This is a genomic window from Serratia sp. GW822-FHT06E05 (assembly GCF_058799445.1).
The window spans coordinates 94,772-120,261 of sequence record NZ_JBXALM010000001.1 but is presented as its reverse complement, the minus strand read 5'-3'; the positions used below and the strand labels follow the sequence as shown (position 1 = coordinate 120,261).

General features: G+C 55.8%; 26 protein-coding genes. 12 read left to right on the top strand and 14 right to left on the bottom strand.

Features of this window, described 5'->3' with window-relative positions; all coding sequences use genetic code 11:
• The first annotated feature begins 59 nt into the window (after positions 1-59).
• The gene (gene ttcA / locus AC1RKC_RS00555; protein WP_020827084.1) at positions 60-992 is read left to right on the top strand and encodes a tRNA 2-thiocytidine(32) synthetase TtcA; all 933 of its coding nucleotides are present in this window, start codon (positions 60-62) and stop codon (positions 990-992) included.
• A 141-nt stretch (positions 993-1,133) separates the two neighbouring features.
• Entirely contained in the window at positions 1,134-1,532 is a 399-nt protein-coding gene (locus tag AC1RKC_RS00550) for a VOC family protein (protein ID WP_020827085.1), read from the top strand.
• Between the two features lie 215 nt (positions 1,533-1,747).
• Here AC1RKC_RS00550 and zntB read toward each other — a convergent pair whose 3' ends face one another.
• A complete protein-coding gene (zntB, locus tag AC1RKC_RS00545) occupies positions 1,748-2,731 on the bottom strand; it encodes a zinc transporter ZntB (protein WP_020827086.1) in 984 nt (327 codons plus the stop codon).
• A gap of 146 nt (positions 2,732-2,877) precedes the next feature.
• Here zntB and AC1RKC_RS00540 point away from each other — a divergent pair, with 146 nt between their 5' ends.
• Positions 2,878-3,960, top strand: coding sequence for a hypothetical protein (locus AC1RKC_RS00540; RefSeq protein ID WP_493092248.1), 1,083 nt, complete (start codon positions 2,878-2,880; stop codon positions 3,958-3,960).
• 193 nt (positions 3,961-4,153) lie between these two features.
• The gene (locus AC1RKC_RS00535) at positions 4,154-4,402 is read left to right on the top strand and encodes a hypothetical protein (protein WP_020827088.1); all 249 of its coding nucleotides are present in this window, start codon (positions 4,154-4,156) and stop codon (positions 4,400-4,402) included.
• 174 nt (positions 4,403-4,576) lie between these two features.
• On the opposite strand, the gene AC1RKC_RS00530 is transcribed toward AC1RKC_RS00535, so the two are convergent.
• Positions 4,577-6,211, bottom strand: a complete 1,635-nt coding sequence (locus AC1RKC_RS00530) for a peptide ABC transporter substrate-binding protein (RefSeq protein WP_041414588.1) — start codon at positions 6,209-6,211, stop codon at positions 4,577-4,579.
• A 158-nt stretch (positions 6,212-6,369) separates the two neighbouring features.
• A complete protein-coding gene (locus AC1RKC_RS00525; RefSeq protein ID WP_020827090.1) occupies positions 6,370-6,720 on the bottom strand; it encodes a hypothetical protein in 351 nt (116 codons plus the stop codon).
• A gap of 207 nt (positions 6,721-6,927) precedes the next feature.
• Here AC1RKC_RS00525 and mpaA point away from each other — a divergent pair, with 207 nt between their 5' ends.
• Entirely contained in the window at positions 6,928-7,635 is a 708-nt protein-coding gene (gene mpaA, locus AC1RKC_RS00520; RefSeq protein WP_020827091.1) for a murein tripeptide amidase MpaA, read from the top strand.
• A 5-nt stretch (positions 7,636-7,640) separates the two neighbouring features.
• On the opposite strand, the gene ycjG is transcribed toward mpaA, so the two are convergent.
• The gene (gene ycjG / locus AC1RKC_RS00515) at positions 7,641-8,612 is read right to left on the bottom strand and encodes an L-Ala-D/L-Glu epimerase (protein WP_262244107.1); all 972 of its coding nucleotides are present in this window, start codon (positions 8,610-8,612) and stop codon (positions 7,641-7,643) included.
• Positions 8,613-8,836: 224 nt separating this feature from the next.
• On the opposite strand from ycjG, the gene tpx reads away from it, so the two are divergent.
• Entirely contained in the window at positions 8,837-9,340 is a 504-nt protein-coding gene (gene tpx, locus AC1RKC_RS00510) for a thiol peroxidase (RefSeq protein WP_020827093.1), read from the top strand.
• Positions 9,341-9,416: 76 nt separating this feature from the next.
• Here the strand turns inward: tpx and tyrR are convergent, their stop codons facing one another.
• The 7 genes from tyrR to pspA form a co-directional block, all read right to left on the bottom strand.
• Positions 9,417-10,988, bottom strand: a complete 1,572-nt coding sequence (gene tyrR / locus AC1RKC_RS00505; protein ID WP_020827094.1) for a transcriptional regulator TyrR — start codon at positions 10,986-10,988, stop codon at positions 9,417-9,419.
• 328 nt (positions 10,989-11,316) lie between these two features.
• Complete coding sequence (locus AC1RKC_RS00500; RefSeq protein WP_020827095.1) at positions 11,317-12,378, bottom strand: YcjF family protein; 1,062 nt, start codon at positions 12,376-12,378, stop codon at positions 11,317-11,319.
• Positions 12,375-13,772 carry a YcjX family GTP-binding protein gene (locus AC1RKC_RS00495; RefSeq protein WP_262255520.1) on the bottom strand — a complete coding sequence of 466 codons (1,398 nt, stop codon included), beginning with the start codon at positions 13,770-13,772 and terminating at the stop codon, positions 12,375-12,377. Before AC1RKC_RS00495 ends, AC1RKC_RS00500 begins: the two co-directional genes overlap by 4 nt.
• A gap of 122 nt (positions 13,773-13,894) precedes the next feature.
• Positions 13,895-14,143, bottom strand: a complete 249-nt coding sequence (gene pspD / locus AC1RKC_RS00490; RefSeq protein WP_262255521.1) for a phage shock protein PspD — start codon at positions 14,141-14,143, stop codon at positions 13,895-13,897.
• Positions 14,144-14,239: 96 nt separating this feature from the next.
• Entirely contained in the window at positions 14,240-14,599 is a 360-nt protein-coding gene (gene pspC, locus AC1RKC_RS00485) for an envelope stress response membrane protein PspC (RefSeq protein WP_020827098.1), read from the bottom strand.
• Entirely contained in the window at positions 14,599-14,826 is a 228-nt protein-coding gene (gene pspB / locus AC1RKC_RS00480) for an envelope stress response membrane protein PspB (protein ID WP_012145351.1), read from the bottom strand. The genes pspC and pspB overlap by 1 nt, the downstream gene beginning before the upstream one ends.
• Before the next feature lie 160 nt (positions 14,827-14,986).
• A complete protein-coding gene (gene pspA, locus AC1RKC_RS00475; RefSeq protein WP_020827099.1) occupies positions 14,987-15,652 on the bottom strand; it encodes a phage shock protein PspA in 666 nt (221 codons plus the stop codon).
• Between the two features lie 184 nt (positions 15,653-15,836).
• On the opposite strand from pspA, the gene pspF reads away from it, so the two are divergent.
• Positions 15,837-16,844 (top strand): phage shock protein operon transcriptional activator, encoded by a 1,008-nt coding sequence (gene pspF / locus AC1RKC_RS00470; RefSeq protein WP_128865188.1) that lies wholly within the window; start codon positions 15,837-15,839, stop codon positions 16,842-16,844.
• A gap of 192 nt (positions 16,845-17,036) precedes the next feature.
• Here pspF and zigA read toward each other — a convergent pair whose 3' ends face one another.
• Genes zigA through folE2 form a run of 3 tightly spaced genes read right to left on the bottom strand, consistent with a single transcriptional unit; the run spans position 17,037 to position 19,716 of the window.
• Positions 17,037-18,224, bottom strand: a complete 1,188-nt coding sequence (gene zigA, locus AC1RKC_RS00465) for a zinc metallochaperone GTPase ZigA (RefSeq protein WP_129982772.1) — start codon at positions 18,222-18,224, stop codon at positions 17,037-17,039.
• Between the two features lie 12 nt (positions 18,225-18,236).
• Positions 18,237-18,797, bottom strand: coding sequence for an LbetaH domain-containing protein (locus tag AC1RKC_RS00460; protein WP_046373410.1), 561 nt, complete (start codon positions 18,795-18,797; stop codon positions 18,237-18,239).
• A complete protein-coding gene (gene folE2 / locus AC1RKC_RS00455; protein WP_176983499.1) occupies positions 18,787-19,716 on the bottom strand; it encodes a GTP cyclohydrolase FolE2 in 930 nt (309 codons plus the stop codon). The genes AC1RKC_RS00460 and folE2 overlap by 11 nt, the downstream gene beginning before the upstream one ends.
• A 205-nt stretch (positions 19,717-19,921) precedes the next feature.
• On the opposite strand from folE2, the gene sapA reads away from it, so the two are divergent.
• From sapA to sapF, 5 genes are read left to right on the top strand one after another with little or no spacing between them, the layout of a single operon-like run.
• Entirely contained in the window at positions 19,922-21,574 is a 1,653-nt protein-coding gene (sapA, locus tag AC1RKC_RS00450) for an ABC transporter substrate-binding protein SapA (RefSeq protein WP_020827104.1), read from the top strand.
• The gene (gene sapB, locus AC1RKC_RS00445) at positions 21,571-22,536 is read left to right on the top strand and encodes a putrescine export ABC transporter permease SapB (protein ID WP_046373407.1); all 966 of its coding nucleotides are present in this window, start codon (positions 21,571-21,573) and stop codon (positions 22,534-22,536) included. Before sapA ends, sapB begins: the two co-directional genes overlap by 4 nt.
• Complete coding sequence (sapC, locus tag AC1RKC_RS00440; protein ID WP_020827106.1) at positions 22,523-23,413, top strand: putrescine export ABC transporter permease SapC; 891 nt, start codon at positions 22,523-22,525, stop codon at positions 23,411-23,413. The genes sapB and sapC overlap by 14 nt, the downstream gene beginning before the upstream one ends.
• The gene (sapD, locus tag AC1RKC_RS00435) at positions 23,413-24,405 is read left to right on the top strand and encodes a putrescine export ABC transporter ATP-binding protein SapD (protein WP_020827107.1); all 993 of its coding nucleotides are present in this window, start codon (positions 23,413-23,415) and stop codon (positions 24,403-24,405) included. Before sapC ends, sapD begins: the two co-directional genes overlap by 1 nt.
• 1 nt (position 24,406) lies before the next feature.
• The gene (gene sapF, locus AC1RKC_RS00430) at positions 24,407-25,219 is read left to right on the top strand and encodes a putrescine export ABC transporter ATP-binding protein SapF (protein WP_020827108.1); all 813 of its coding nucleotides are present in this window, start codon (positions 24,407-24,409) and stop codon (positions 25,217-25,219) included.
• The last annotated feature ends 271 nt before the right edge of the window (positions 25,220-25,490 follow it).

Here is a 25,490-nt window from a genome sequence, read left to right as displayed (position 1 = left end):
ACTTGCTGCCTAAAACGTCATGCCCATAGTGCCCCCAATTGAGAACGAGCACGATTTAAATGTCAGAAAAACAAACCGTTAGTCAAAAAGAGCAATACAACCTCAACAAATTGCACAAGCGTCTGCGCCGCAACGTGGGCGAAGCGATTGCCGACTTCAACATGATTGAAGAAGGCGACCGCATCATGGTCTGCCTGTCCGGCGGTAAAGACAGCTACACCATGCTGGAAATTCTGCGCAACCTGCAGCAGAGTGCACCGGTCAATTTCTCACTGATTGCCGTTAACCTCGATCAGAAACAGCCTGGCTTCCCTGAGCATATCCTGCCAGCCTATCTGGAAAGTTTAGGGGTGGAATACAAGATCGTTGAGGAGAACACCTACAGCATCGTCAAGGACAAGATCCCCGAGGGCAAAACCACCTGCTCCCTGTGTTCGCGTCTGCGCCGCGGTATCCTTTACCGCACCGCCACCGAGCTGGGTGCCACCAAGATTGCGCTCGGCCACCACCGTGATGACATTCTGCAGACCCTGTTCCTCAATATGTTCTACGGCGGCAAACTGAAAGGCATGCCACCTAAACTGATGAGCGACGACGGTAAGCACGTGGTGATCCGCCCGCTGGCTTACTGCCGTGAAAAAGATATTGAGCGTTTCTCGGTGGCGAAAGCATTCCCGATTATTCCGTGCAACCTGTGCGGTTCGCAGCCTAACCTGCAGCGTCAGGTAATTGGCGACATGCTGCGCGACTGGGATAAACGCTATCCAGGCCGCCTGGAAACCATGTTCAGCGCAATGCAAAACGTGGTGCCTTCGCACCTGAGCGACTTTAACCTGTTTGATTTCAAAGGCATTCACCACGGCAGTGAAGTCGTTGACGGTGGCGATTTGGCCTTCGATCGCGAAGACATTCCGATGCAGCCGGTGGGTTGGCAGCCGGAAGAGACGGATGAACCTGCCCCGGCACGTTTAGACGTGCTCGAAATCAAGTAAGCCGTTGTTCCGCCCGCACACTGCGGGCGGCTCTTTACCCCCCTTCAGTTGGCGATCCCGCTCGCATTTTCAGCAGAATTCACCAGACAGTGCGGTTTTTATCCTATACTGTGTTTTTATACAGTCACCAGGAGATTACCGATGAACATCACGCCCTGCTTGTCTCACGTTTCTCTCGGCAGCAATAATTTTGACGCCGCAGCTGATTTTTACGATCGCACCCTCGCCGCCTTAGGTTGCCGCCGGGTTTTGGAACACCCAGGGGCCATAGGCTATGGCCGCGATTATCCGGAGTTTTGGTTGCAGCTGCCGATCGACGGCAAACCGGCTACCACCGGCAACGGCATTCATGTGGGTTTTTTCGCCACCAGCAAGCAGCAGGTTGATGATTTTTACCGGCAGGCGTTGCTGGCAGGGGCGACGGATGAAGGTGCCCCCGGTTCACGGCCGCACTATGGTGAAGCCTATTACGGCTGCTTTGTGCGTGATCTGGACGGGCACAAGATTGAAGCCAGTTTCTGGGATGAGAGTGCGGCCTGAGGGCAAATTGCGGACAAAAAAATGCCGGTGATTAAACCGGCATCGTATGAATCAATGTGCTATGCAGTAATTCTAAATATAAGAAAGTAAGACAATTATGGAGCGCAACGCCCATCGCTTGACGTTGCATTCACCTGCGAGATAGATCATGCCTCATTTCCCCCCGACAAAAGTTGATATCGCTCAATGTTAACCGGGGTTTTACCTATTTTTGGCTACAACCAACGCCGTCGCTTCAGCCACCAGCCCACGCCGAACACCAATCCGGCCAGCATCAGGCAAAATGCCGCAAAGCCGAATGGATTACCGCCCCCAGGGATCCCGCCCAGGTTGACGCCGAACAGCCCGGTCAAAAAGGTCGTAGGCAAAAACACCATCGCCAGGAGCGACATGGTGTAAGTACGGCGGTTCATGGCATCGGCCATTACCGTGGTGATTTCGTCAGAAAGGATCGCGGTACGTGCAATGCTACCGTCCAGGTCATCCAGCCCGCGCCCCAGCCGATCGGCAATATCCTGCATGCGGCGACGATCGTCGTCATTCATCCAGGGCAAACGATCGCTGGCTAAACGCGAGAACACGTCGCGTTGCGGTGCCATATAACGACGCAGCACAATCAACTGTTTGCGGATCAGCGCCAATTGCCCCCGTTCGGGGACCTGCTGCTCCAGTAACGAATCTTCCAGATCGATGATTTTATCGTGCAGATCTTCGATAAACTCGCTGGCGTGGTCGGTCAGCGCGTCCGATATCTCCACCAGCCAGTTACCGCTGTTGGTTGGCCCACTGCCGCTTTGCAGATCGTTCACCACCTGGTCAATGGAATAGACCTTGCGATGGCGGGTAGAAACGATGAGTTTATCGGTCATGTAAACGCGGATAGTGACCAGCTGATCCGGCCGCGAGTTGGCGTTAAAGTTGATGCTGCGCAGCGTGATCATGGTGCCTTCGCCCACCTTGCTGACGCGCGGCCGGGAACTTTCGCCGGATAAAGCCTCTCTTACCGCATCCGGCAAAAGCGGTGTGGTAGCCAGCCACTCGGCGCTGGCTGGGTGCGCATAATCGAGATGCAGCCAGCACGGCTCATCGCAGGTGACTTTATCATCGTAATCAATCGATGTTACACCGCCCTTACCATCGAGTTGGTAGGCATAGACTGCGTCAGGAACCTGTAACTCGCGCCCCTCAATGACTTCCATTCCTCATCCTCTTTGCTTTTCAGTTACCTCAGAGTCTAGCGTTAATGCCAGGCGGATCAAAGATGAAGCCGTGCGAATGCTACGCTCGAAATGGCCTTATAGGCTAACATGGAGGAATAATGCGCAAACCCTAAAGCTGGTGCTTAATGACCCCCACTCGAACATTGGTATTGGCCTCAGTAGCGGCGGTTATCGCAACCCCGTTTCATCCACTGTTTGCCGCAGATAGCACACTCGACACTCTTGCCGACGCATACCGGGTGAAACTGGGACCAACAGCAGGAAATTTACCTTACTTTGTCGCACACCCCCAGGTAATCACACCAGATAGCGCGTTAATCGTGCTGCACGGACATCCCAGAGATGCGGGGAAAACCCTGGCCGCCGCGGTAAAAGCGGCTCAACTTGCAGGCAAAACCGGCCAAGCGCTGTTGGTCGCCCCGCTGTTCCCGGTCAGTAATGCTCAGTCCACACGCTGCCATTCTCCCGGCGTTCCACAAGCGCAGGCCGGGGACGCGCTGTGGAGTTGCAGTTCCTGGATCGAAGGCGGTTTGGACAACCAGGGAAGAACCAGCTCGTTTGCCGCGCTTGATCGCCTGGTTGCCGAATTGAAAGTAAAATGGCCGCAGATACGCTGGGTCACCGTTGCAGGGTTTTCCGCCGGTGCACAGTTTGTACAGCACTATGTCGGTTTCGCCAATCCGCCGCCCGGCGTAAAACTGCGCTTTGTGATATCCGACCCCGGCAGTTGGCTCTATTTTGACAATCACCGACCACTGCCGGTAAACAACGAGCGCCCTGTCGATTGGCGAGATTGTGATTCAACAGGGGGCTGCACCTTCGATTGGGTTGAGGTTAACAGTGACGCCTGCCCGAGCGTCAATCGTTGGAAATACGGCATTGAAGCTATTCCGAGCTACCTCGACCAACAGACTGAATCAGTACGCCAACGCTATGCCACGGCGAATATCACCTACATGGTTGGCGCAAAGGACAGCGGCGACGCGCCAGGCAGCTTCTACAAAATACTCGACAAATCTTGTGCGGCGCAGGCGCAAGGCCCCGATCGTCTACAACGCGGCATCGCCTATGCGGCTTACGATCGACGTTTTATTGCCCCGCGCGCCAAACGTGATTTAGCGATCGTTCCCGACTGTGCACATGACGTGTCCTGCGTATTTCCCTCACCCGTTGGGCGTCAGGTATTATTTAACAAAAATGCAGACTAATAATAACGGAGATGAAATAAAACCCGACCGATAAATGCGGATATCGTGGAATAAAGCGCTGGCTATCGCGCCATTATTATGACTTAACATATTCACAGCAATCTTAATTCATAATGACAATAAAAAATTAACAAAAAGCTGTTCCAGCTCAAATTTGAGAGGCATATACTTCCCTCACTACGAGGAGGTAGTTATGTTACGCGACCATTTAAAATTAAACGACAGCGATACGCTGGAGAAAATCCGCAGCGTTAATTTTCAAAATCAGGGCCAGGAAGAGATCAGCGAGTTTATCGTTAAGAATGCCAGTGGTGCGCAGGTTGGCAAGGTATCGGTACACGATCACCTCAGCACCCGACGCTCATACCCAACCAGCTATCGCATTACCCAAACGGACATGAGCGGCCGCATCCTGGTTGATGCCATGCGGGACAGCTTATAAAGCATAAATAACGACCTGTTTTACCCACTATTCATTGCCGAATATAAAGGCCGCTCCGGTTATTTCAACGGACAGCATCGCCCTGGCTGAAATAAGCCATTGGGGTTTGTTTTATTATTCGACAAATATTGATAACCAGGCCCCGAATTAACGGAGCCTGGTTAAATGCAGTTATTAATGCTTGATAATATACATCGTCTGGCTGTAGGCCACGTCTTCCGGATTGGTGATCGGGTAACCTTTTACCCAAGGCTTGATCAGACGGCCATTGGTGTATTGGTAAATCGGCGCGATCGGCGCCTGTTCCGCGATGATCTGTTCCAGTTTGTTGTAATCCGCCGTCAGGGCCGCGGCGCTGGTTTCACGGCTGGCCTGCGCCAACAGCTTGTCGTAATCCGCGCTCTTGAATTTGGCGATATTGCCGCTGTGGGTGGAGCTCAACAACGACAGGAAGGTCGAAGCTTCATTGTAATCGCCCACCCAGGAAGCGCGCACCACGTCGAAATTGCCGGTGTTGCGGCTGTCGATATAAGTTTTCCATTCCTGATTCTGCAACTTAACGTCGATCCCAAGGGTTTTCTTCCACATCGAGGCCACGGCGATGGCTATTTTCTGGTGGCTTTCTGAAGTGTTATACAACAGCGTCAGCTTCAAAGGGTTATTAGGGCCATAGCCGGCCGCCTGCATCAGCGCCTTGGCCTGGGCATCCAGTTCGGCCTGCGGCTGCTGTTGCAAGAGACTCACTTCCGGTTTAAACCCTGCGGTCACATCCGGCGTAAAGTGATAAGCCGGTTTCTCACCGGTGCCTAACACTTTTTCGGCGATAATTTTGCGATCGATCGCGTAAGACAGCGCCTTGCGCACCCGCACATCGTTGGTCGGCGCCCGTTGGGTGTTGAAAGCATAATAATAGGTGCCGAGTTGGTCCGGGGTATACACCTGATCCGGAATGTCTTTCAGCAGTTTTTGGTACATGTTTTTAGGGAAGGATTCGGTGATATCGATATCTCCGGCCAGGTAGCGTTTAGTGGCGTTAGATTCCTGGTTGATTGGTACAAAGGTCACTTTGGTCAAAACGGTATGCGCATGATCCCAATAGTGTTCGTTGGGCGTCAGCACCAGTTTCTCGTTGACCACCCGCTCCTGTAGCTTATACGCACCGTTACCCACCAGATTGCCGACTTTTGTCCAGTCATTGCCAAATTTCTCCACCACCGCCTTGTTCGCCGGGAACAGGCTGAAGTTGGCTGTCAGGCTGACAAAATAGGGTACCGGCTTATTCAACTGTACTTTTAAGGTGTAATCATCCAGCGCCGTTACGCCCAGCTTGTCCGCTGGCAATTTACCGGTAATGATCTCATCGGCATTCTGGATACCTGCCAGCTGGGCAAACCAGGCAAAGGGAGACAGACTTTTTGGTTCGACCAGGCGTTGCCAGCTATAGACAAAGTCTTTTGCCGTGACAGGGTCACCGTTAGACCAGCGTGCGTCCTTACGCAGTGTGAAAATATAGGTTTGGTTATCCGTGGTTTGCCAACGGGTGGCAACGCCAGGGATCACTTTGCCGTTGGCATCCTGATTCACCAAACCTTCAAACAGATCGCGCGCCAATTGTGCTTCCGGCAGCCCGACCGCCTTGATGGGATCGAGCGAAGCAGGCTCATCTTTGATATGGCGAACAATTTCCTGCTTTTCCGCCAGAGTGGTACCCGGGGGAACCTGCGCCGCCATTGCGCTGCTCAATCCTGCGCCGATCGCTACCGCACACAGCGCCAAACGAAAACCCTGTTGAATTATTTTTCTCGTCATTCTGATTCATCCCCGTTAACCATCTGAATTTTTTATCTTATAGCACAAGATTAGTCTCACCTAGAGTTCCAGGCGGACAAGATGTAAAAACTGGGGGCCAGGCAATAAAAAATGCCCGTACGACGAAGTCGACACGGGCATTTTGATCTCGACGAGGATTATTCGTAAAGATGGATGCTGTTGATACGGTAGCTGAATTCTTCGCCCTCTTCTTCATCGAAGATAGTGAAGAAGCCTTTCTCCACCAGCGGCTTGGCATGGATATCGGTCTTTTGCATCTGACGTGACTCGGCATCGTCATAGCCATAGTCCAGATAGAAGCTGTTTTTTTGATAGTCGACGTGCAGGGTAAACGGATAGTTGGACTCATCGCCGCGCCCGTCGTCGTTTTTCACCACGCCGAACCATTCACCCTGGCGGATTTGGTTTTCCTCGTCCACGCCGCACAGCAGCGTGATGGTATCTTTTTCATTTTCGCTATAGCTGGCAATAATTCTGGCTACTGGCATGTTAAATCCCCTGTTTGGTTATTGGGTTAGCTTTGCCGATAGTATAACAACAGCGAATTGACCGGCGGGGTTTTATTGTTACCTGCGCTAACGCACAGTTCACATAACGCGCGATAGCTGAACAATAGCTCTGGGAAAGTGCAGCTAAAGCGTAATACACTGAATAAAATGATAATCACTCTCGACCTTTAAATCAGGGAACGCATCATGATCCAGCATCGACCGCGCAGTGAACGTGGCCAATTGGCCGTTGCAGGAGAGAATTACGGCAGTTCGCTGCTGGGCGCACCGCTGCTCTATTTCCCGGCGGCCATCAGTAGCCCGGATACCGGGCTGATCATCGCCGGTACGCACGGCGACGAAGGTGCCGCTATTGTCACGCTGTCCTGTGCGCTGCGCAGCATCGCCCCCAATCAGTTGCGTCACCATGTGGTGCTGGCCGTCAACCCGGATGGCTGCCAACTCGGGCTGCGCGCCAATGCCAACGGGGTCGACCTGAATCGCAATTTCCCGGCGGCCAACTGGCGCTCTGGCGACACGGTTTATCGCTGGAACAGCGCGGCGGAGGCTCGGGACGTTAAGCTTTCGACCGGTGGTCGTCCGGGTTCCGAGCCGGAGACCCAGGCGCTGTGCCACCTGATCCATCGGCTGAAACCTCGCTGGGTAGTTTCCTTCCATGAACCCTTGGCCTGCATCGAAGATCCTGCCAGCTCTCAGCTTGGCGTCTGGCTTTCGCACAAATTTGCCCTGCCGCTGGTCACCAGCGTCGGTTACGAGACGCCGGGATCGTTCGGCAGTTGGTGCGCCGATCTGTCGCTGCCCTGCATCACCGCAGAGTTCCCACCAATCTCTGCCGATGCCGCCAGCGAAAGCTACCTCGACGCCATGGTGGAATTACTGACCTACCCGGACTGAGTCGGTTACGGGGCGAGGTTGATCGCCCCACATTCGAAATCCAGACCCGGTTCAACGTCCTTCGCCAGCCAGGTTGGCCCGTCCAAATCGACGAATCGCGCCCCCGGAGCCAAGGGTAACGCCGCGCCGATCGCTCGAGAAGTGCAGAGCATGCAGCCCAGCATGATGGCGAACCCTTGCTCTCGCGCCAATGCCGCCAACGCCAACCCTTCCGTCAGACCGCCGGTCTTGTCCAGCTTGATATTGACCATCTGATAGCGACCGGCCAACCGCGGTAGATCGCTACGCGTGTGGCAGCTCTCATCGGCGCAAATCGGTAACGGGTGGATAAAGTTTTCCAGCGCGCTGTCGTCCTTCGCCGGCAGCGGTTGCTCCAGCATCGCCACGTCCAGATCCGCCAACAGCTGACAACGTGCCGCCAACCCCTCCGCCTGCCAGGACTCATTGGCGTCGACGATCAAGGTGGCCGTCGGCACTGCCGCACGGATCGCCACCAGTCGTTCACTGATCAGGTGGTTATCCAGCTTGATTTTCAACAGCCGGGCCCCTTGTTGCTCAAGCTCACGCGCGGCGAACGCCATCGCCTCCGGCGAGCCGATGCTGACGGTTTGCGCCATCACAATGCGTTCCGGCTCTACGACTGCGCTGCGTTGCCACAGGCTCTGGCCGTTCAGGCGACATTCCAGATCCCACAGTGCAGAATCCACCGCATTACGCGCTGCACCTGCCGGCATTAGCCGCTGCAGTTGCTCCCGCGTCACGCCCTGTTCCACAGCCGTTACCACTTCAGCCAGCTGCGCCATCACCGAGGCTTCACTTTCGCCGTAACGCGCATATGGCGTACATTCGCCGCTGGCACGCACGCCCTGCTGTTCAATTTCGACCACCACGACTTTGGCTTCGGTACGGCTACCGCGAGCTATCACAAAGGCAGTATGCAGCGGCCAGGCTTCTGGGTAAAAACGCATGCTTCTCATAACGGCTCCTGAGGCGAAAATTGCGCATAAACAAGGGCGACCAGAAGGATAAATTCTGGACACAACCTAATATATACAACTATTTAGCAAACTTTATATATCCAACCCGCAATTGTTGACATAAACTGATGCCAGGGTGTGAACCTAATGTTAAGCGCGGCGTAAAGTCCCTTTTCATTAGGCTCATGCCCTTTGTATAAACACCTGTAAAAGGAATCAAGCTAATGACTCAGACAGTACATTTTCAAGGCAACCCGGTTAGCGTTGCAGGCCATCTGCCACAGTCCGGCGAACAAGCCAAAGCCTTCTCTCTGGTTGCCAAAGACCTGTCAGATGTGGCACTGAGCAGCTTCGCGGGTCAACGCAAAGTTCTGAACATTTTCCCAAGCATCGATACCGGCGTTTGTGCGACTTCAGTGCGTAAATTCAACCAGTTGGCCAGCGGCCTGGATAACACCGTAGTGCTGTGCATTTCATCCGACCTGCCGTTCGCACAGTCACGTTTCTGTGGCGCGGAAGGCCTGAGCAACGTGGTGACCCTGTCCACTCTGCGCGGTGCAGAATTCAAACAAGCCTACGGCGTTGAAATCGCCGAGGGCCCACTGGCCGGTCTGACTGCACGTGCGGTCGTGGTGCTGGATGGCCAGGATAACGTGTTGTACAGCGAGCTGGTGAATGAAATCACCAACGAACCAGACTATGACGCGGCGCTGGCTGCCTTGAAGTAATGTCATTCATAAGGCCCGCGAATGCCGGGCTCTGATAGCCAAGTATTAAAATGGGCGCCTTAGGCGCCCATTCTTTTTACTCTTCGCTTTCCCCAGCCGGCTTGCGGCTGCTAAGACCATACTCGCGCAGCTTGTTGGCGATCGCGGTATGTGAAACCCCCAGGCGTTTCGCCAGCTTTCGCGTGCTTGGATAGGTGCGGTACAACCGCGTCAACACCGAGCGTTCAAAACGCTTGCTGATGTCGTCAAGCGAGCCGTCCAACACTTCATCCCCCAATGACATTTCAACTTCAAATTCCGGTAGAACGATATCTTGTGGACGAAGTTCGAAACCTTCCGTTTGCGTCAGCGCGCGATAGATGGCGTTCTTCAACTGCCGCACGTTGCCCGGCCAGCCGTATTTGCTGAGGAAGCTGCCCAGATCGTTGGACAATTTCGGCCGCGCAACGCCCTGCTCATCGGCAAAGCGCGCCACGAACAGTTCGGTCAGCGGCATGATGTCCTGCGGACGCTCACGCAGCGGCGGAAGGGTAATGGTGAGTACGTTAAGGCGATAATACAAGTCCTCACGGAACTCACCGCGTTGCACCAGTTCGGTCAGGTTTTTCTGCGTCGCGCAGATCACGCGTACATCGACATGCACTTCGTGTTCTTCGCCAACCCGGCGGAAAGTGCCGTCGTTAATAAAGCGCAGCAGTTTGGTCTGCATGCGCGGCGACATTTCACCGATTTCATCGAGCAATACCGAACCGCCGTGTGCCTGCTCGAAGAAGCCCTTCTTGCCTTCCAGTGCATTGGGGTAAGCGCCCGGCGCATGGCCGAACAGCTCGCTTTCCGCTACGTCGTCCGGCAAAGCGGCACAGTTTAGCGCCAGGAACGGCTGCTTGCCGCGCGGACTGCGCAGGTGACAGGCCCGGGCCAGGATATCTTTACCGGTACCGGTATCCCCGACAATCAACAGTGGCGCATCCAACATCGCCAGCTTGCGCGCCTGATCCAGCACCTGGCGCATTTTCGGGCTGGCGGCGACGATGTGATCAAATTCGGTATCGTCGTTCACCGACAAGTTCTGTAGCTGACGCCCCATGCGCGCCGTGGACTTCAGCATCACAACCGCGCCGACGGTGTCTTTCTGCTGGTTTTCGTCTTCCAGATAGATGGGGGTGATATCCATCAGGAAATCCTGACTGCGGATCACCACCCGCTCAGATTGCGGAGTCGCCTGTTCGCTCTCCAGCCAGCGGCTGAAGTTATAACCGCCAATCAACGCAGTGGCGGTCTGGTTGCGGATTTTGTCTTCGCTGAAACCGAACAGCGCCTGAGCCGCCGGGTTAGCCAGCTCGACCTTGCCCTTCATATCTATCGAGAAGACCGGTTCCGGCATCGACTCCAGCAACGCCCGCAGGGCGCGGTGCTCACGCTCGGACGGCATGAAATTCACGGTGCGTACGTCGGTCACGCCGGCGATGCGGCGGATCTCTGCCATCAAGGCACGGAAGGTGTCAAAATCCAGCTGGGAAAAATTGAGGTAAATGCGGCCGATGGGATCGATTTCGATGCCACGTAAATCTATGCTGCGCAATACCAAAAGATCGAGTAACTCTCGAGTCAGACCGATTCGGTCTTCGCAAAAAACTTCCAAACGCATCAGTATTGGCCTTATCTCTGCAGGTGCGGGGATGACTGGCAATGATGATACTCTCTCACCCCGAACGGTAGAAGCAATCTGTCAGCAAAAGTTGACAGAACTCTGATTTATCGCTGTTGTTGATGTTTTTAAACGCAAGTGAATAACACCATCGGCGTCATTTTAGCTGATCGGCAGAGAGTTATCACAACCGCCAATAAATTTGCAGATAAATATAATGTATTTGCAGGGGGATCGTCTTTCGTCAAGTGAAGGTTACGTATTGGCTTTGCACGGCGTGACAAAGGCAGAAAGGAAGCACGGCGCCCAAATGGACGCCGTGAGGAGATTATTTGGCTTTGCTGTCGCCTTTCTTCATGGTTTCTTTCAGTTGGCCGACCAATTGGCTGCGGAAATCACCCAGTTTGGGTTTCTCACCTTCCAGCCAAGGCAGTGGACGGCACAGCTCCATCGCCTTGATGCCTAGCCGCGCGGTCAGCAAACCGGCACCGATCCCCTGTGCTGCACGGGCAGACAAACGAGCCGCCAGATCTTGCGACATCCAGTCCATCCCCACTTCGCGCACCAGTTCGGACGCACCGGCAAAGGCAATGTTCAACAGCACCAGGCGGAATAGCCGCAGACGACTAAAGTAGCCCAGTTCGATGCCATACAGCGCCGCGATGCGGTTGATAAGGCGAATATTGCGCCAGGCGATAAACGCCATATCCACCAGCGCCAGCGGACTGACGGCAATCATTAACGTGGATTCCGCGGCCGAACGGCTGATTTCACGCCGGGCCTGGTTGTCCAGCACCGGCTGCACCAGTTTGGCGTACAGCGCCACCACTTCACGGTCGTTTTGGGTTTCATGCAGCGAGGCCTGCCAGCGCTGCAACGCCGGATGCCCTTGATCCAGACCGGCCTGACGCGCCAACTTCTCGCAGAACTCCCGCCCTTTGCCCAAACCGTGGCTGTGCAGTAGTTCTCGAGCCACATCTCGCTCTTCGGCACGCTGACGCAGACGGTATAACCGGCGCCATTCGGTCACCACCGAACCCACCCCGGCAAAGACGATCAAGCCACCCGCTACGCCACCGCCCATGGCAATCCAATCCTGCTGCACCCAGGCGGTATGTACCCACTGTACGCCCTGCGCCACTACGCTGACGCCAAACAGCGCCAGCCCGGCAGTGACCATTTTGCGCCACAGGCTGCGTTTGGGTTTCAGGGCCGCATTGATGATGCCTTCGGCGCGCCCCTCTTCGTCTTCCTGCTGCAGCTCCGGCGCCGCCGGGAAAAAGCTTTCCGCCTGCTGTTCGTCGAAAGCGACGTTAGCACGCAGCACGGGCTCCTGCGGCGGTTGCAGCGGTTGTTCAAAATCGATACGCGGTTTTATCGGCTCGCTCATCGCAATTTATCTCCCAGTAGAAACTCCATCACCGCATCCAGGCGAATATGTGGCAACGGGCTGTCCACGCTCATGGCGCGTGGACGAAACTCATCGAAATGGAAGCCCTGGTTTTGCCAAAACGCCGGCCCTGGCAGGCGCGCCGGCACTTCGCCGGGGAAAACCGTCAGCGGCGCTCCGTCGTTCAGACGATTGCCTTTTAACGCCGGGATGCGCTGCCCCTGATGATCAACGATACCGCTCTCGGTAGCCTGTACCGAGGCCAGCCCAACACAGTCCATGCTGATGCCTTCAAACGCGGCGTTCTGCCACGCTTCCTGCACCAACTGCTGCAGCAGCGACACCAGATTGGCGTGCTGGTCGGCGGTAATATGGTCGGCTTTGGTGGCGGCGAACATCAGCTTGTCGATGGTCGGTGAAAACAACCGGCGAAACAGCGTGCGCTTGCCATAGTGGAAACTCTGCATCAACTGGGTCAGCGCCAGGCGCATGTCGTTAAACGCCTGCGGGCCACTGTTGAGCGGCTGCAAGCAGTCCACCAACACGATTTGGCGGTCGAAACGGACAAAATGCTCTTTATAAAAGTTTTTGACGATCGACTGGCAGTAATAATTGAAACGCGCACGCAGCATGCCGATGTTGCTGTGTTTATCCGCCTGCGCCAGCTTCGATTCCCCATGAGCGTCCACATTCGGCCACGGGAAAAACTGCAACGCCGGCGCACCGGCCAGATCCCCCGGCAGGACAAAGCGCCCCGGCTGAATAAAGTGCAGCCCTTCACTTTTGCAACGCAGGAGATAGTCGGTGTAGGCCTGGGCGATAGCCGCCAGTTTGTTTTCATCCGCCGGAGCCAGCGGATCGCAGCTTTTACACAGCGCCAGCCAAGGCTTGGCCCACTCGGCGCGATCGCCCTGTAGCAGGCCGGCCATTTGCCGCGACCAGGCCAGATAGTCCTGCTCCAGCATCGGCAGGTCCAGCAACCACTCGCCGGGATAATCGACGATTTCCAGGTACAGGGTCGACGTGTCTTTGAAATGACGCAGCAGTGAATCGTTGGAGCGGTAACGCAGCGCCAGGCGAATTTCGCTGACGCCACGCGTCGGGGTCGGCCAGCTCGGCGGTGTGCCATACAGCTGCGCCAACCCTTCATCATAGGTAAAACGTTGAATGCCGAGATCGCGCTGCGGAATGCGCTTCACGCCCAGCAGGCGCTCTTCACGCACCGGCGAGAACAGCGGCATGCGCGCACCGCTGTGAACGTGCAGCAATTGGTTGACGAAAGCGGTGATAAAGGCGGTTTTGCCGCTACGGCTCAGACCGGTCACCGCCAGGCGCAGATGGCGATCCATTCCGCGGTTGACCAGCGACGTTAACTCATTTTGCAGTCGTTTCATTGTTCTCCTTGGCATAGGCCCTAAATAATTGGAGTTGCATCGCGGCGGCCAGTTTGTAAGTCCTGGAAGCATAGCGCACTATGTGACCAGGGCGGGCAAGCGCAGCCAACAAAGAGGCAGCTTCAAGTATGACGGGTATAACGCCCAAACACCTTGTTCAGGCCTTTGCGGAACAGAGGTTCCAGCACCAGCGCCAATACAAAGCGAATCGGTTTGCGACCCACGGTCCGCAGCAGCCAGCCGGCCGCCCCTGCCGGGCCGTAATTCAGCAACGCTATGATGATGACTTTAGACACTGTCTTCAACATTGCACCTGCTCCTCGTTTAAATCCACCGGTTTTAGCGGCGTTTGCGGCATAGGTTTTGTTCATTATCAATGCCCTCCGGCACAGTTCGGGTCAATAAAGGATGATGACGGGTGCAATGCCTGACCTGCGCACGGCGCAGGCCATAGCATGCGGGGCGGGTTACAGCTTGCGGAAACGGCTCTGTACGCCGAAAGTGTCCGACGTGACGTAACGCTCAACCTGTCGCAGCTGTTGTTCGCCGCTGCCCAGTTGATATTCAAGTTGGTCGAGCAACTGACGCGGCGTTTTTTGCTGTTCGCCGTCAAAACGGCTGGCCGGCGCTTCATCCAACACGAACACCAGCGCGAAATAAGCAATCAGGGTGAAGAAAAACAGCCCGAAGAACATCGATAACACCACGATCACCCGGATCAGGCGTACCGGCACGTCGAAATAATGGGCCAGACCGGCGCAGACGCCCTTCACCATCCCTTCTTCAGGTACGCGATAAAGCTTTTTACTGCCCAGAGTGTTGTTCATCAAGACTGTCTCCAGTTCGGGTGTTCTGCATCGAGGATCTCTTCCAGCGCCTGAATGCGTTCACGCATACGCTTGGCATCTTCTGCCAGCTGTGCCAGACGCTGCATTTCCTGATGGCTCAGTTGAATGCCGTTTTGTTGCCGATTGCTGTAATGCAGCCAAAGCCAAATCGGTGCGACAAACAACACAAAGATTGTCAACGGAATGGCAAGTAATAGAGCACTCATTTCTTTTCCTTCTTAATGCGTCTTTGGTGGGCGGCCACCCTACCGTGGCCGCCCAGGTTATTGACAAAGGGGGATAAAAGCGTGGTTTTTCCCCCTTTGTGTTATCAGCCGAAAATCAATAAACTGATTTTCCTGATTTATTTTCAAAACCTTTATTGCCTTACTCGGAACGATTCATTTTTGCTTTCAGCGCCGCCAACTGCTCGCTGATGGCGTCGTCGGCTTTCAGCTCGGCAAACTCTTGATCCAGAGACTTCTTTTTACCGATGCTGACGCTTTCCGCTTCGGCTTCCATATGGTCAATGCGACGTTCGAACTGCTCGAAACGCGCCATTGCCTCATCCAGTTTGCCGCTGTCGAGCTGACGACGCACTTCGCGGGAAGACGACGCCGCCTGATGACGCAATGTCAGTGCTTGTTGGCGTGCGCGTGTTTCGGTCAGCTTGTTTTCCAGCTCGCCGATTTCGCTTTTCATGCGGGCCAGGGTTTCTTCTACGGTCGAGACTTCATGAGTCAGCGTAGAGATCAGGTCGGCCACTTTTTGTTTTTCGATCAGCGCCGCACGGGCCAGATCTTCTTTATCTTTACGCAGCGCCAGTTCGGCTTTGTCCTGCCAGTCGCTCAGTTGGTTTTCACCCTGCTCGATACGGCGTAACAGCTGCTTTTTCTCCGCCAGCGCACGCGCTGAGGTAGAACGGACTTCGACCAGCGTGTCTTCCATCTCTTGGATCATCAACCGCACCAGTTTTTGCGGATCTTCTGCCTTATCCAGCAGCGTATTGATGTTGGCGTTCACGATGTCGGCAAAACGAGAAAAAATACCCATAATTAACTTCCTCTTGGTTCTGATGGCGTCTGAAGCGCCGCGTTAAATCATGCAGATTGCCCAAAGACTTAATCAAAACCCGTGCCAACTTTTATTTCGTTGAATAATAAAGACTATTTATTTTTGACTCTCTGAACGCATCCTGTAGAGTGATTATTTTCACCAAACATTGGCGAATTTCATCATGAGCGAACAGTTAGAAAACCTGCTGGGCGAAGCAAACGCCTTTGTCGAAGTATTGGAGCAAGTCTCGCAACTGGCAAAGTTGAACAAGCCGGTGTTGGTTATTGGTGAGCGCGGAACCGGTAAGGAGTTGATTGCCCACCGTTTACATTACCTCTCCAACCGTTGGCAAGGGCCATTTATCTCGCTTAACTGCGCGGCCCTGAATGAGAACCTGCTTGATTCGGAACTGTTCGGCCACGAGGCAGGGGCTTTTACCGGTGCGCAGAAGCGCCACCTGGGTCGCTTTGAACGCGCCGACGGCGGCACTTTGTTTCTCGATGAACTGGCGACCGCGCCGATGCTGGTACAGGAAAAATTGCTGCGGGTGATTGAATACGGCCATCTGGAACGCGTCGGCGGTAGCCAACCGCTGCAGGTCGATGTCCGGCTGGTGTGTGCCACCAACGACGACTTGCCCGCGCTGGCGGCGGCAGGAAAATTCCGCGCCGACCTGCTGGACCGCCTGGCGTTCGACGTGGTGCAGTTGCCGCCGCTGCGCCGGCGCCAGCAAGACATCATGTTGCTGGCCGAACACTTTGCGATCCAGATGTGTCGTGAGCTGTCGTTGCCGCTGTTTCCTGGCTTTACCGAGCGCGCCAGAGATGCCCTGCTCGGCTATCACTGGCCAGGTAACGTACGCGAATTGAAAAACGTGGTGGAGCGTTCGGTCTACCGCCACGGCACCAGCTCGGAAGCGCTGGATAACATCGTCATCAACCCGTTCGCCCAGCGGGAAAGTGTGCCATTGCCTGTAGAGGCCGAAGCGCATGATGGCCTGCCGGTACTGCCGCTGGATTTAAAAGCCTGGCAATTGGCGCAGGAGAAGTCTCTGATCGAAGCGGCACTGCAACAGGGAAGGTTTAACCAACGTAAAGCGGCGGAGTTGCTGGGGCTGACCTACCACCAGCTACGCGGCATGCTGAAAAAACATGCGTTACTGCAAAATGGCGAGGCGGACGACGAATAGCGGGCAAAAAAAAGCCAGCACCCGAGCTGGCTTAAAAAACACTGGAAGCAATGTGAGCAATGTCGTGCCTTCCACAGCAGAACCACAGGGAGTGGCCTTCCGTGAACTGCCAAGCGATGATAATAGTTATCAGTATCATCTGTAAAGCACTTTGTTGAGAATTTTTCTCATTACCACACTGTCATTGTGCAATTACCACTCAGGGAAGGGGTCGGCCATCTCGTGCCAGTAATCCACCCCGGCGGCCATTTCCTCATCGTTTAGCAGGCAAGCGTCCAGCAAACGCGTTATTTTGGCCTGCTGCAGATGCTGGCCGATGAACACCAACTCCTGGCGCATGTCACCGAAAGGCTCCACCCATTTCTCCATAATCTGCGCCCTCGTCTCTTCATCTTCCGGCCATCTATCTTGCGCTATGGCGCGCCAGAAGGTGCCTGCCAACCCATAATGAGCAATCCCTCCCGCCTGGCTCCACTGCCCGGCCTGACGCGGGCGCGTCGCCAGCCAAAAGAACCCTTTGGAACGCAGTAGCTTGCCACCGCCCCAGTCACCGTTGATCACCCGGTAGAATTTGTCCGGTGCAAAGGGACGGCGCGCCTGATAAACAAAGCTGCTGATCCCGTAGTTTTCGGTTTCGGGCAGGTGCTCGCCGCGTAGCTCCTTCAACCAGCCCGGCGCCTGCTGCGCTTTGTCGAAGCTGAAACTGTTGGTGTTCAATACCGCCTCCAGCGGCAATTTGCCTGGCGATACGGGCAGAATACGGGCATCCGGATTCAAACTGGCCAGCAGCGCCATCACTTCTCCCTGCTGTTCTGGCGTCAGCAGGTCGGTTTTGCTTACCAGCATCACGTCACAGAACTCAATCTGTTCGATCAACAGATCCGCAACGCTGCGCAGATCGTCTTCTCCCAGGCTTTGACCGGCCTCCTGCAGCGTCTGCGCCTGCTGGTACTGCTGGATAAAATTAACCCCGTCCACCACGGTGACCAAGGTATCCAGCCTTGCAAATTGCGACAGGCTTTCCCCCTGTTCGTCCTCAAAGGTAAAGGTTTCCGCCACCGGCAAAGGTTCGGAAATGCCGCTGGATTCGATCAGCAGGTAATCGAAGCGCCCGGCCTGCGCCAGTTCGCGTACCGAAATCAGCAGATCTTCGCGCAGCGTGCAGCAGATGCAGCCATTGCTCATTTCCACCAATTTTTCCTGCTGGCGATCGAGCTGGACTTCGTTCTCGACCAGGGCAGCGTCAATGTTGACTTCGCTCATGTCGTTGACGATAACCGCCACGCGCATGCCCTGACGATTGTTCAAAATATGGTTCAATACCGTCGTTTTACCGGCGCCGAGAAAGCCGGAAAGCACGGTTACGGGTAATGGATTCATGGGGTTCCTCACTCAAAACTCATTGCGTAATGCCTGGTAACCGCGCACCAGTTCAACGTTGGTGGCGGCGACTTCTTCTGAAAATTGCAGTGCGCCGCGATCGACCTGCCGGTAAAGCGACAGATCGCTGTCGGCGCCGACGCGCTCGGTTGACGGGATATACAGGTTCTGCGGCAACGTCACGCCATCCACCACCGCGTTGTAGCGCACCACGCAGCCGGAACCGATGTGACAGTTGAACAACACGCTGTTGAAACCGATAAACACCCGGTCCTCGATGCAGCACGGCCCATGGACAATGGCGCGATGGGCGATGGAGCTGAAGCGGCCGATGGTAACCGCCGCGCCGCTTTTCGAGTGGATCACCACGCCATCCTGAATATTGGAATGAGAGCCGATCACGATCGGTTCCATATCTCCGGCCGCATTGAGTTCGTCGGCACGGATCACCGCGTACGGCCCAACGTAGACAAAATCCTCGATAATCACCCGGCCGCAGATTATCGCGGTAGGATCGATATAGGCCTGCGGTGAGACCTGCGGCAGGTGTCCACTGGGGTTTTTACGCAGCATCCTGATCCTCCCGCCAGCTCAACTCCGCCACGGCATTGTGGGCATGCAGGCTTTCCTGATGTTCGACCCGCAGCGAAAAGGCGCGGTGGCTGCACTGGCTGCGCAGCATTCGGTATAGGCGGCGAGCGGCATCTTCGCAGAACATCAGGTTCTGGCCGTTAGCCAGGGCAAACGCCTGCTCGTCACTGCGTTTCACCAGCGTCTGCAACGGCGTGCCCAGCGCGTGCTCGATACGATCTATCAGGTTGACCACCGGCAATGCCGTTTCGCGCTCATTGAGCGTCACCGTCACCCAGGCCCAGCTACGCTGACTGTGAGGCGTCCCCGGCATACCGTGATCGCCCAGCCAGTCGATGACCTGCTGCTGGTCGACCTTTTGCGCCGAATGTTCGAAATCAAACTGAAACTGCTGCTGCGCCAATTGACGACTGAGCGCCGCCGAACTCGGACAAGTAGACGAATAGGGCACGCCCACCGTCAGCGTCAGGGTGAGTGTGCTTGCCAGCGAGGCACTAATTTCCAGCGGATAGGCTTTCCAGCCCCGGTGTGGCGAAAGCAGCGCCGGACGCGACAACAGCAGCTCACCGCTGATGTGCAGGCTGGCGCGGTCGCTGTTTTCCGGCTGCGATGCCAAAAAAGCGTGCAGTTGGTCGGCAATGCGTTGCGGCGTCAGTTCGCCCTGGGTTAACTCATCCAGCGCCAGATACAGCCGCGACATGTGTATACCCCGCGCACCTTGGCTGCCGGCGCGCAAATTGATCCCGGCGTTGACCCTTGCCATCAACGGCTTTCCAGCCAACTCCAGCGGCAACGCTATCCCTTGCATCCCGACCCAATCGAGCCCGACATCACTCATTGCGCCCTGCCAGGCCTGCGCGTCCGGCAGCGGCTGGCGTGGTGGAAGTGCAACCTTGTTCATACATCCCCTTGCTGTTATCAGTACATTGCCAGGGAACGGTAACATGATTTTGTTATGTTATAACATATCAATTGTAACTTTTTTGTCTGAAGTGCCGAATTGTTCAATCAAGTAGCAGAAAACTCAGCCATTTTGCTCAATGGATTGGGCTGTTCGCCAGAGTACGATACACTAATGCTATTGCTTATTAACCCATGAAGCCTCTATGCGTGGTTTACCCCTTTGGATATTGTCACTGAGCTGTCTTGCCGGCAGCGCTCTGGCCTCCACACCCCCTGCGCCCACCGCGGCATCGCCATTGCCGGACATCCGCCAAAGCGGCTTTGTCTATTGCGTCAGCGGCATACTGAACACCTTCAACCCGCAGATGGCCAGCAGCGGCCTGACGGTCGATACCCTGGCCGCACAGCTTTATGACCGCTTGCTGGACGTCGATCCGTACACCTACCGGCTGATCCCCGAATTGGCGCAAAGCTGGGAAGTACTGGATAACGGGGCCACTTACCGTTTTCACCTGCGCAAAGACGTGCCGTTCCAGACCACCGACTGGTTCAAACCGACCCGCAAGCTGAATGCCGACGACGTGGTCTTCAGCTTCGAGCGCGTGTTTAACCAAAAGCACCCCTACCATGACGTCAACGGCGGCGAGTACCCGTATTTCGACAGTTTGCAATTTGGCGACTCGGTGCAAAGCGTGAAGAAGCTGGACGAGTACACGGTGGAAATCCGCCTGCAGGCGCCGGACGCCTCATTCTTGTGGCACATCGCCACCCACTATGCGCCGGTGTTGTCGGCAGAATACGCAGACGATCTGACGCGAGAAGGCCGTCAGGAGATGATTGACCGCGAACCGGTCGGTACCGGGCCGTTCATGCTCAATGAATATCGCTCAGGGCAATATATCCGCCTGGCGCGCAACGATGTTTACTGGAAAGGTAAACCGCGTATGCCGCAGGTGGTGATCGATCTGGGTGCCGGCGGTACCGGACGGCTATCGAAATTGCTGACCGGTGAGTGCGACGTGCTGGCCTATCCCGCCGCCAGCCAGCTTTCAATTCTGCGCGATGACCCGCGCCTGCGGCTGACGCTGCGCCCAGGCATGAACATCGCCTATCTGGCGTTTAACACCCGCAAACCGCCGCTGAACGATTTGAACGTCCGTCAGGCTATTTCGCTGGCGATCAACAACCAGCGTCTGATGCAGTCGATTTACTATGGCACCGCGGAAACCGCCGCCTCCATCTTGCCGCGCGCCTCCTGGGCCTACGACAATGAAGCGCACGTTACCGAATTCAATCCGGCCAAATCGCGCGAAATGCTCAAGCAAGCGGGTATTGAGTCGCTGAACCTGCGCCTGTGGGTACCGACCGCTTCGCAATCCTACAACCCCAGTCCGTTAAAAACCGCCGAGCTGATCCAGGCCGATTTGGCTCAGGTCGGCATTAACGTGACCATAGTGCCGGTCGAAGGCCGTTTCCAGGAGGCGCGGCTGATGGAGATGAATCACGATCTGACCCTCACCGGCTGGGCCACCGACAGTAACGACCCGGACAGCTTCTTCCGGCCGCTGCTGAGCTGCGCGGCAATCCGCTCGCAAACCAACTATGCTCACTGGTGTGACCCGGCGTTTGACGAAGTGCTGCAAAATGCCCTGCTGTCACAACAGCTGGCGCAGCGCATCGAAAACTATCAGAAGGCGCAGAAAATTCTTGAGCAGCAGTTGCCGGTGTTGCCGCTGGCGTCTTCATTGCGCCTGCAGGCCTATCGTTACGACATCAAAGGACTGGTACTGAGCCCGTTCGGCAATGCGTCCTTTGCCGGGGTGTACCGTGAGTCTGCGGAGGGGCCGAAAAAGTGATTATCTTTACCTTACGCCGTTTCTTGCTGCTGCTGATCACCTTGTTCTTCCTGACATTGGTCAGCTTTAGCCTCAGCTATTTCACACCGCGGGCGCCGCTGAACGGCGCTGCCCTGCTGGATGCCTACCAGTTTTACTTTGTCAGCCTGCTGCACTGGGATTTTGGCGTCTCCAGCATTAATGGCCAGGCAATCAGCGAACAGCTGCGCGAAGTGTTTCCTGCCACTATGGAGCTGTGCCTGCTCGCCTTCACTCTGGCTCTGTTTATCGGCATTCCTCTGGGCATTATTGCCGGCGTGATGCGTGGCAAATGGCAGGACACCGCCATCAGCACCTTTGCGCTGTTGGGCTTTTCGATGCCGGTTTTCTGGCTGGCATTGCTGCTGATGCTGTTTTTCTCGCTGCACCTTGGCTGGCTGCCGGTCTCCGGACGTTTCGATCTGCTGTATCAGGTCAAGCCCATCACCGGCTTTGCCCTGATTGACGCCTGGCTGTCCGATTCACCCTACCGCACGGAAATGATCGGCAGCGCACTGCGCCATATGATTTTGCCGATTACCGCACTGGCGGTAGCGCCCACCACCGAGGTGGTGCGTTTGATGCGTATCAGCACCGACGACGTGCTCAATCAGAACTACATCAAAGCCGCCGCAACCCGTGGCTTATCCCGTTTCACCATTATCCGCCGCCACGTGCTGCACAATGCGTTGCCGCCTATCGTGCCCAAGCTGGGGCTGCAGTTTTCCACCATGCTGACGCTGGCGATGATCACCGAAGTGGTGTTCAGTTGGCCGGGGCTCGGGCGTTGGATGATCAATGCCATTCGCCAGCAGGATTATGCGGCGATCTCCGCCGGCGTTATGGTGGTCGGCACGCTGGTGATCACCATTAACGTCCTGGCCGATATTTTAGGCGCTGCCACCAACCCACTGAAACATAAGGAATGGTATGCCCTTAGATAACGTATACCGCGAAAAGAAAATGCCGAGCCCGCTGCTGTATACCTGGCGGATTTTTTACGGCGATGCGCTGGCGATGATCGGCTTCTACGGCGTGATAGCGCTGCTGCTGCTTTCCGTGTTCGGCAGCCTGCTGGCCCCTTATGCGCTCGATCAACAGTTCCTGGGTTATCAACTGTTGCCGCCTTCCTGGTCACGTTACGGCAACGTTTCCTTCTTCCTGGGCACCGACGATCTTGGCCGCGACATTCTCAGCCGCCTGCTGACCGGCACCGCCGCCACCTTCGGTTCCGCATTGCTGGTTACCGTTGCCGCCGCCTTTGTCGGGGTGATCCTCGGGGTGTTTGCCGGGGTAACCCGCGGCCTGCGCTCGGCGGTGCTCAATCATATTCTCGACACCCTGCTCTCCATCCCTTCGCTGCTGCTGGCGATCGTGGTGGTGGCGTTCCTTGGGCCAAAACTCGAGCACGCCATGCTGGCCGTCTGGCTGGCGCTGTTGCCTCGCATGGTGCGCACTATCTACAGCGCAGTGCATGACGAGTTGGAAAAAGAATATGTGGTGGCGGTGCGTCTCGATGGCGCGTCAACCTTGCAAATACTGTGGTACGCCGTGATGCCCAACATTGTGGCGGTGCTAGTGACGGAGTTCACCCGAGCGCTGTCGATGGCGATCCTGGACATTGCCGCCCTCGGCTTCCTCGATCTTGGCGCACAGCTGCCGTCCCCTGAATGGGGCGCCATGCTCGGCGATTCGCTGGAGCTGGTGTATGTCGCCCCCTGGACGGTGATGCTGCCCGGCGCGGCAATCCTGGTCAGCGTGTTGCTGGTTAACCTGTTGGGCGACGGTATGCGCCGCGCAATCAATACGGGGGTGGAATAATGCCATTACTTGATATCCGCAACCTGACGATTGAATTTATGACCGCCGAAGGCCCGGTAAAGGCAGTCGATCGCGTCAGCATGACCCTGAGTGAGGGGGAAGTCCGCGGCCTGGTGGGCGAGTCCGGTTCCGGTAAAAGCCTGATCGCCAAAGCGATCTGTGGCGTCACCAAAGACAACTGGCGCGTCACCGCCGACCGTTTCCGTTTCGATGATATCGACCTGTTGCAGCTAACACCGCGTGAACGACGCAAGCTGGTCGGGCATAACGTGTCGATGATTTTCCAGGAGCCACAATCCTGTCTGGATCCTTCCGAAAGCATCGGCCGTCAGCTGGTGCAGGCCATTCCGGGTTGGACCTACAAAGGCCGCTGGTGGCAGCGCTTTAACTGGCGCAAACGCCGCGCCATAGAGCTGCTGCACCGGGTGGGCATCAAGGATCACAAAGACATCATGGGCAGCTTTCCTTATGAGCTGACCGACGGTGAGTGCCAGAAAGTGATGATCGCCATCGCCCTGGCCAATCAGCCGCGCCTGCTGATCGCCGATGAACCGACCAACGCCATGGAACCGACCACTCAGGCGCAGATTTTCCGTCTGCTGGCGCGTTTGAATCAAAACAACAACACCACCATTTTGCTGATCAGCCACGATCTGCAAATGATGAGCAAATGGGCCGATCGGGTCAACGTGTTGTACTGCGGGCAGACGGTAGAAAGCGCTCAGTGCGAAGACCTGCTGGCCGCACCGCACCACCCTTACACTCAGGCGCTGATCCGCGCAATGCCGGACTTTGGCCGCGCATTGCCGCATAAAAGCCGCCTCAATACCCTGCCGGGAGCCATTCCGTCGCTGGAGCATTTGCCGATAGGTTGTCGGCTGGGGCCGCGCTGCCCCTATGCGCAGAAGAAATGCATTGAGACACCTCGCCTGCGTCCGGTGAAAAACCACCTGTTCGCCTGTCACTTCCCGCTGAACATGGAGGAGCAATAACATGGAAACGCTGTTGGAAGTGCGCAATCTGAGCAAAACCTACCGTTACCGCACCGGGCTGTTTCGCCGCCAGCATGTCGAAGCGGTCAAATCAGTCAGCTTTACCCTGCGTGAACGGCAAACGCTGGCGATCATCGGTGAAAACGGCTCTGGCAAGTCCACCCTGGCCAAGATGCTGTCCGGCATGGTCGAGCCCTCAGCCGGAGAACTGCTGATTGACGACCATCGGCTTAACTATGGCGATTATCGTTACCGCAGCCAGCGTATCCGCATGATATTTCAGGATCCGAGCACCTCGCTCAATCCTCGTCAGCGTATCGGCCAGCTGTTGGACGCCCCGCTGCGGCTCAATACCGAAATGGCCGCCCCTGAACGTGAGCAACAGATCAACCGAACCCTGCGTCAGGTGGGGATGCTGCCGGATCACGCCAATTATTACCCGCATATGCTGGCGTCCGGCCAGAAACAGCGGGTGGCTTTGGCCCGCGCCTTGATCCTGCAACCGAAGGTGATCGTAGCCGATGAGGCGCTGGCCTCGCTGGATATGTCGATGCGTTCGCAAATCATCAACCTGATGCTGGAACTGCAGGAAAAACACGGCATTTCCTACATTTATGTGACTCAACACCTGGGCATGATGAAACACATCAGCGATCAGGTGATGGTGATGCATGAAGGGGAAATCGTCGAACGCGGCAGTACGGCCGAGGTATTGGCTTCACCGCTGCATGAGCTGACCAAACGCCTGATTGCCAGCCACTTTGGCGAGGCGCTTACCGCAGACGCCTGGCGACGTGACGGCGGCAGATTCTGATCGTCAAATCATAAAGAGAACCCGCCTTAAAGCGGGTTCAGACTGCAGATATCCGTGAAAGGCTAAACCTGTAGGGGTCGAACATGTTCGACCCGATTTAACTCATTGATTATGCCATTGGGCGCAGCTTTCAGCGCCCCTACAGAAAAACAACAGAGCACTTCGTCAACGGTATCAACCCGCTTTAAAGCGGGTTTTTTATCGCCCCGATTCAGTGAGCGCTTAGCCAAAAACCGCAAATACAAATTACAATCTTGCTATATATCATTAT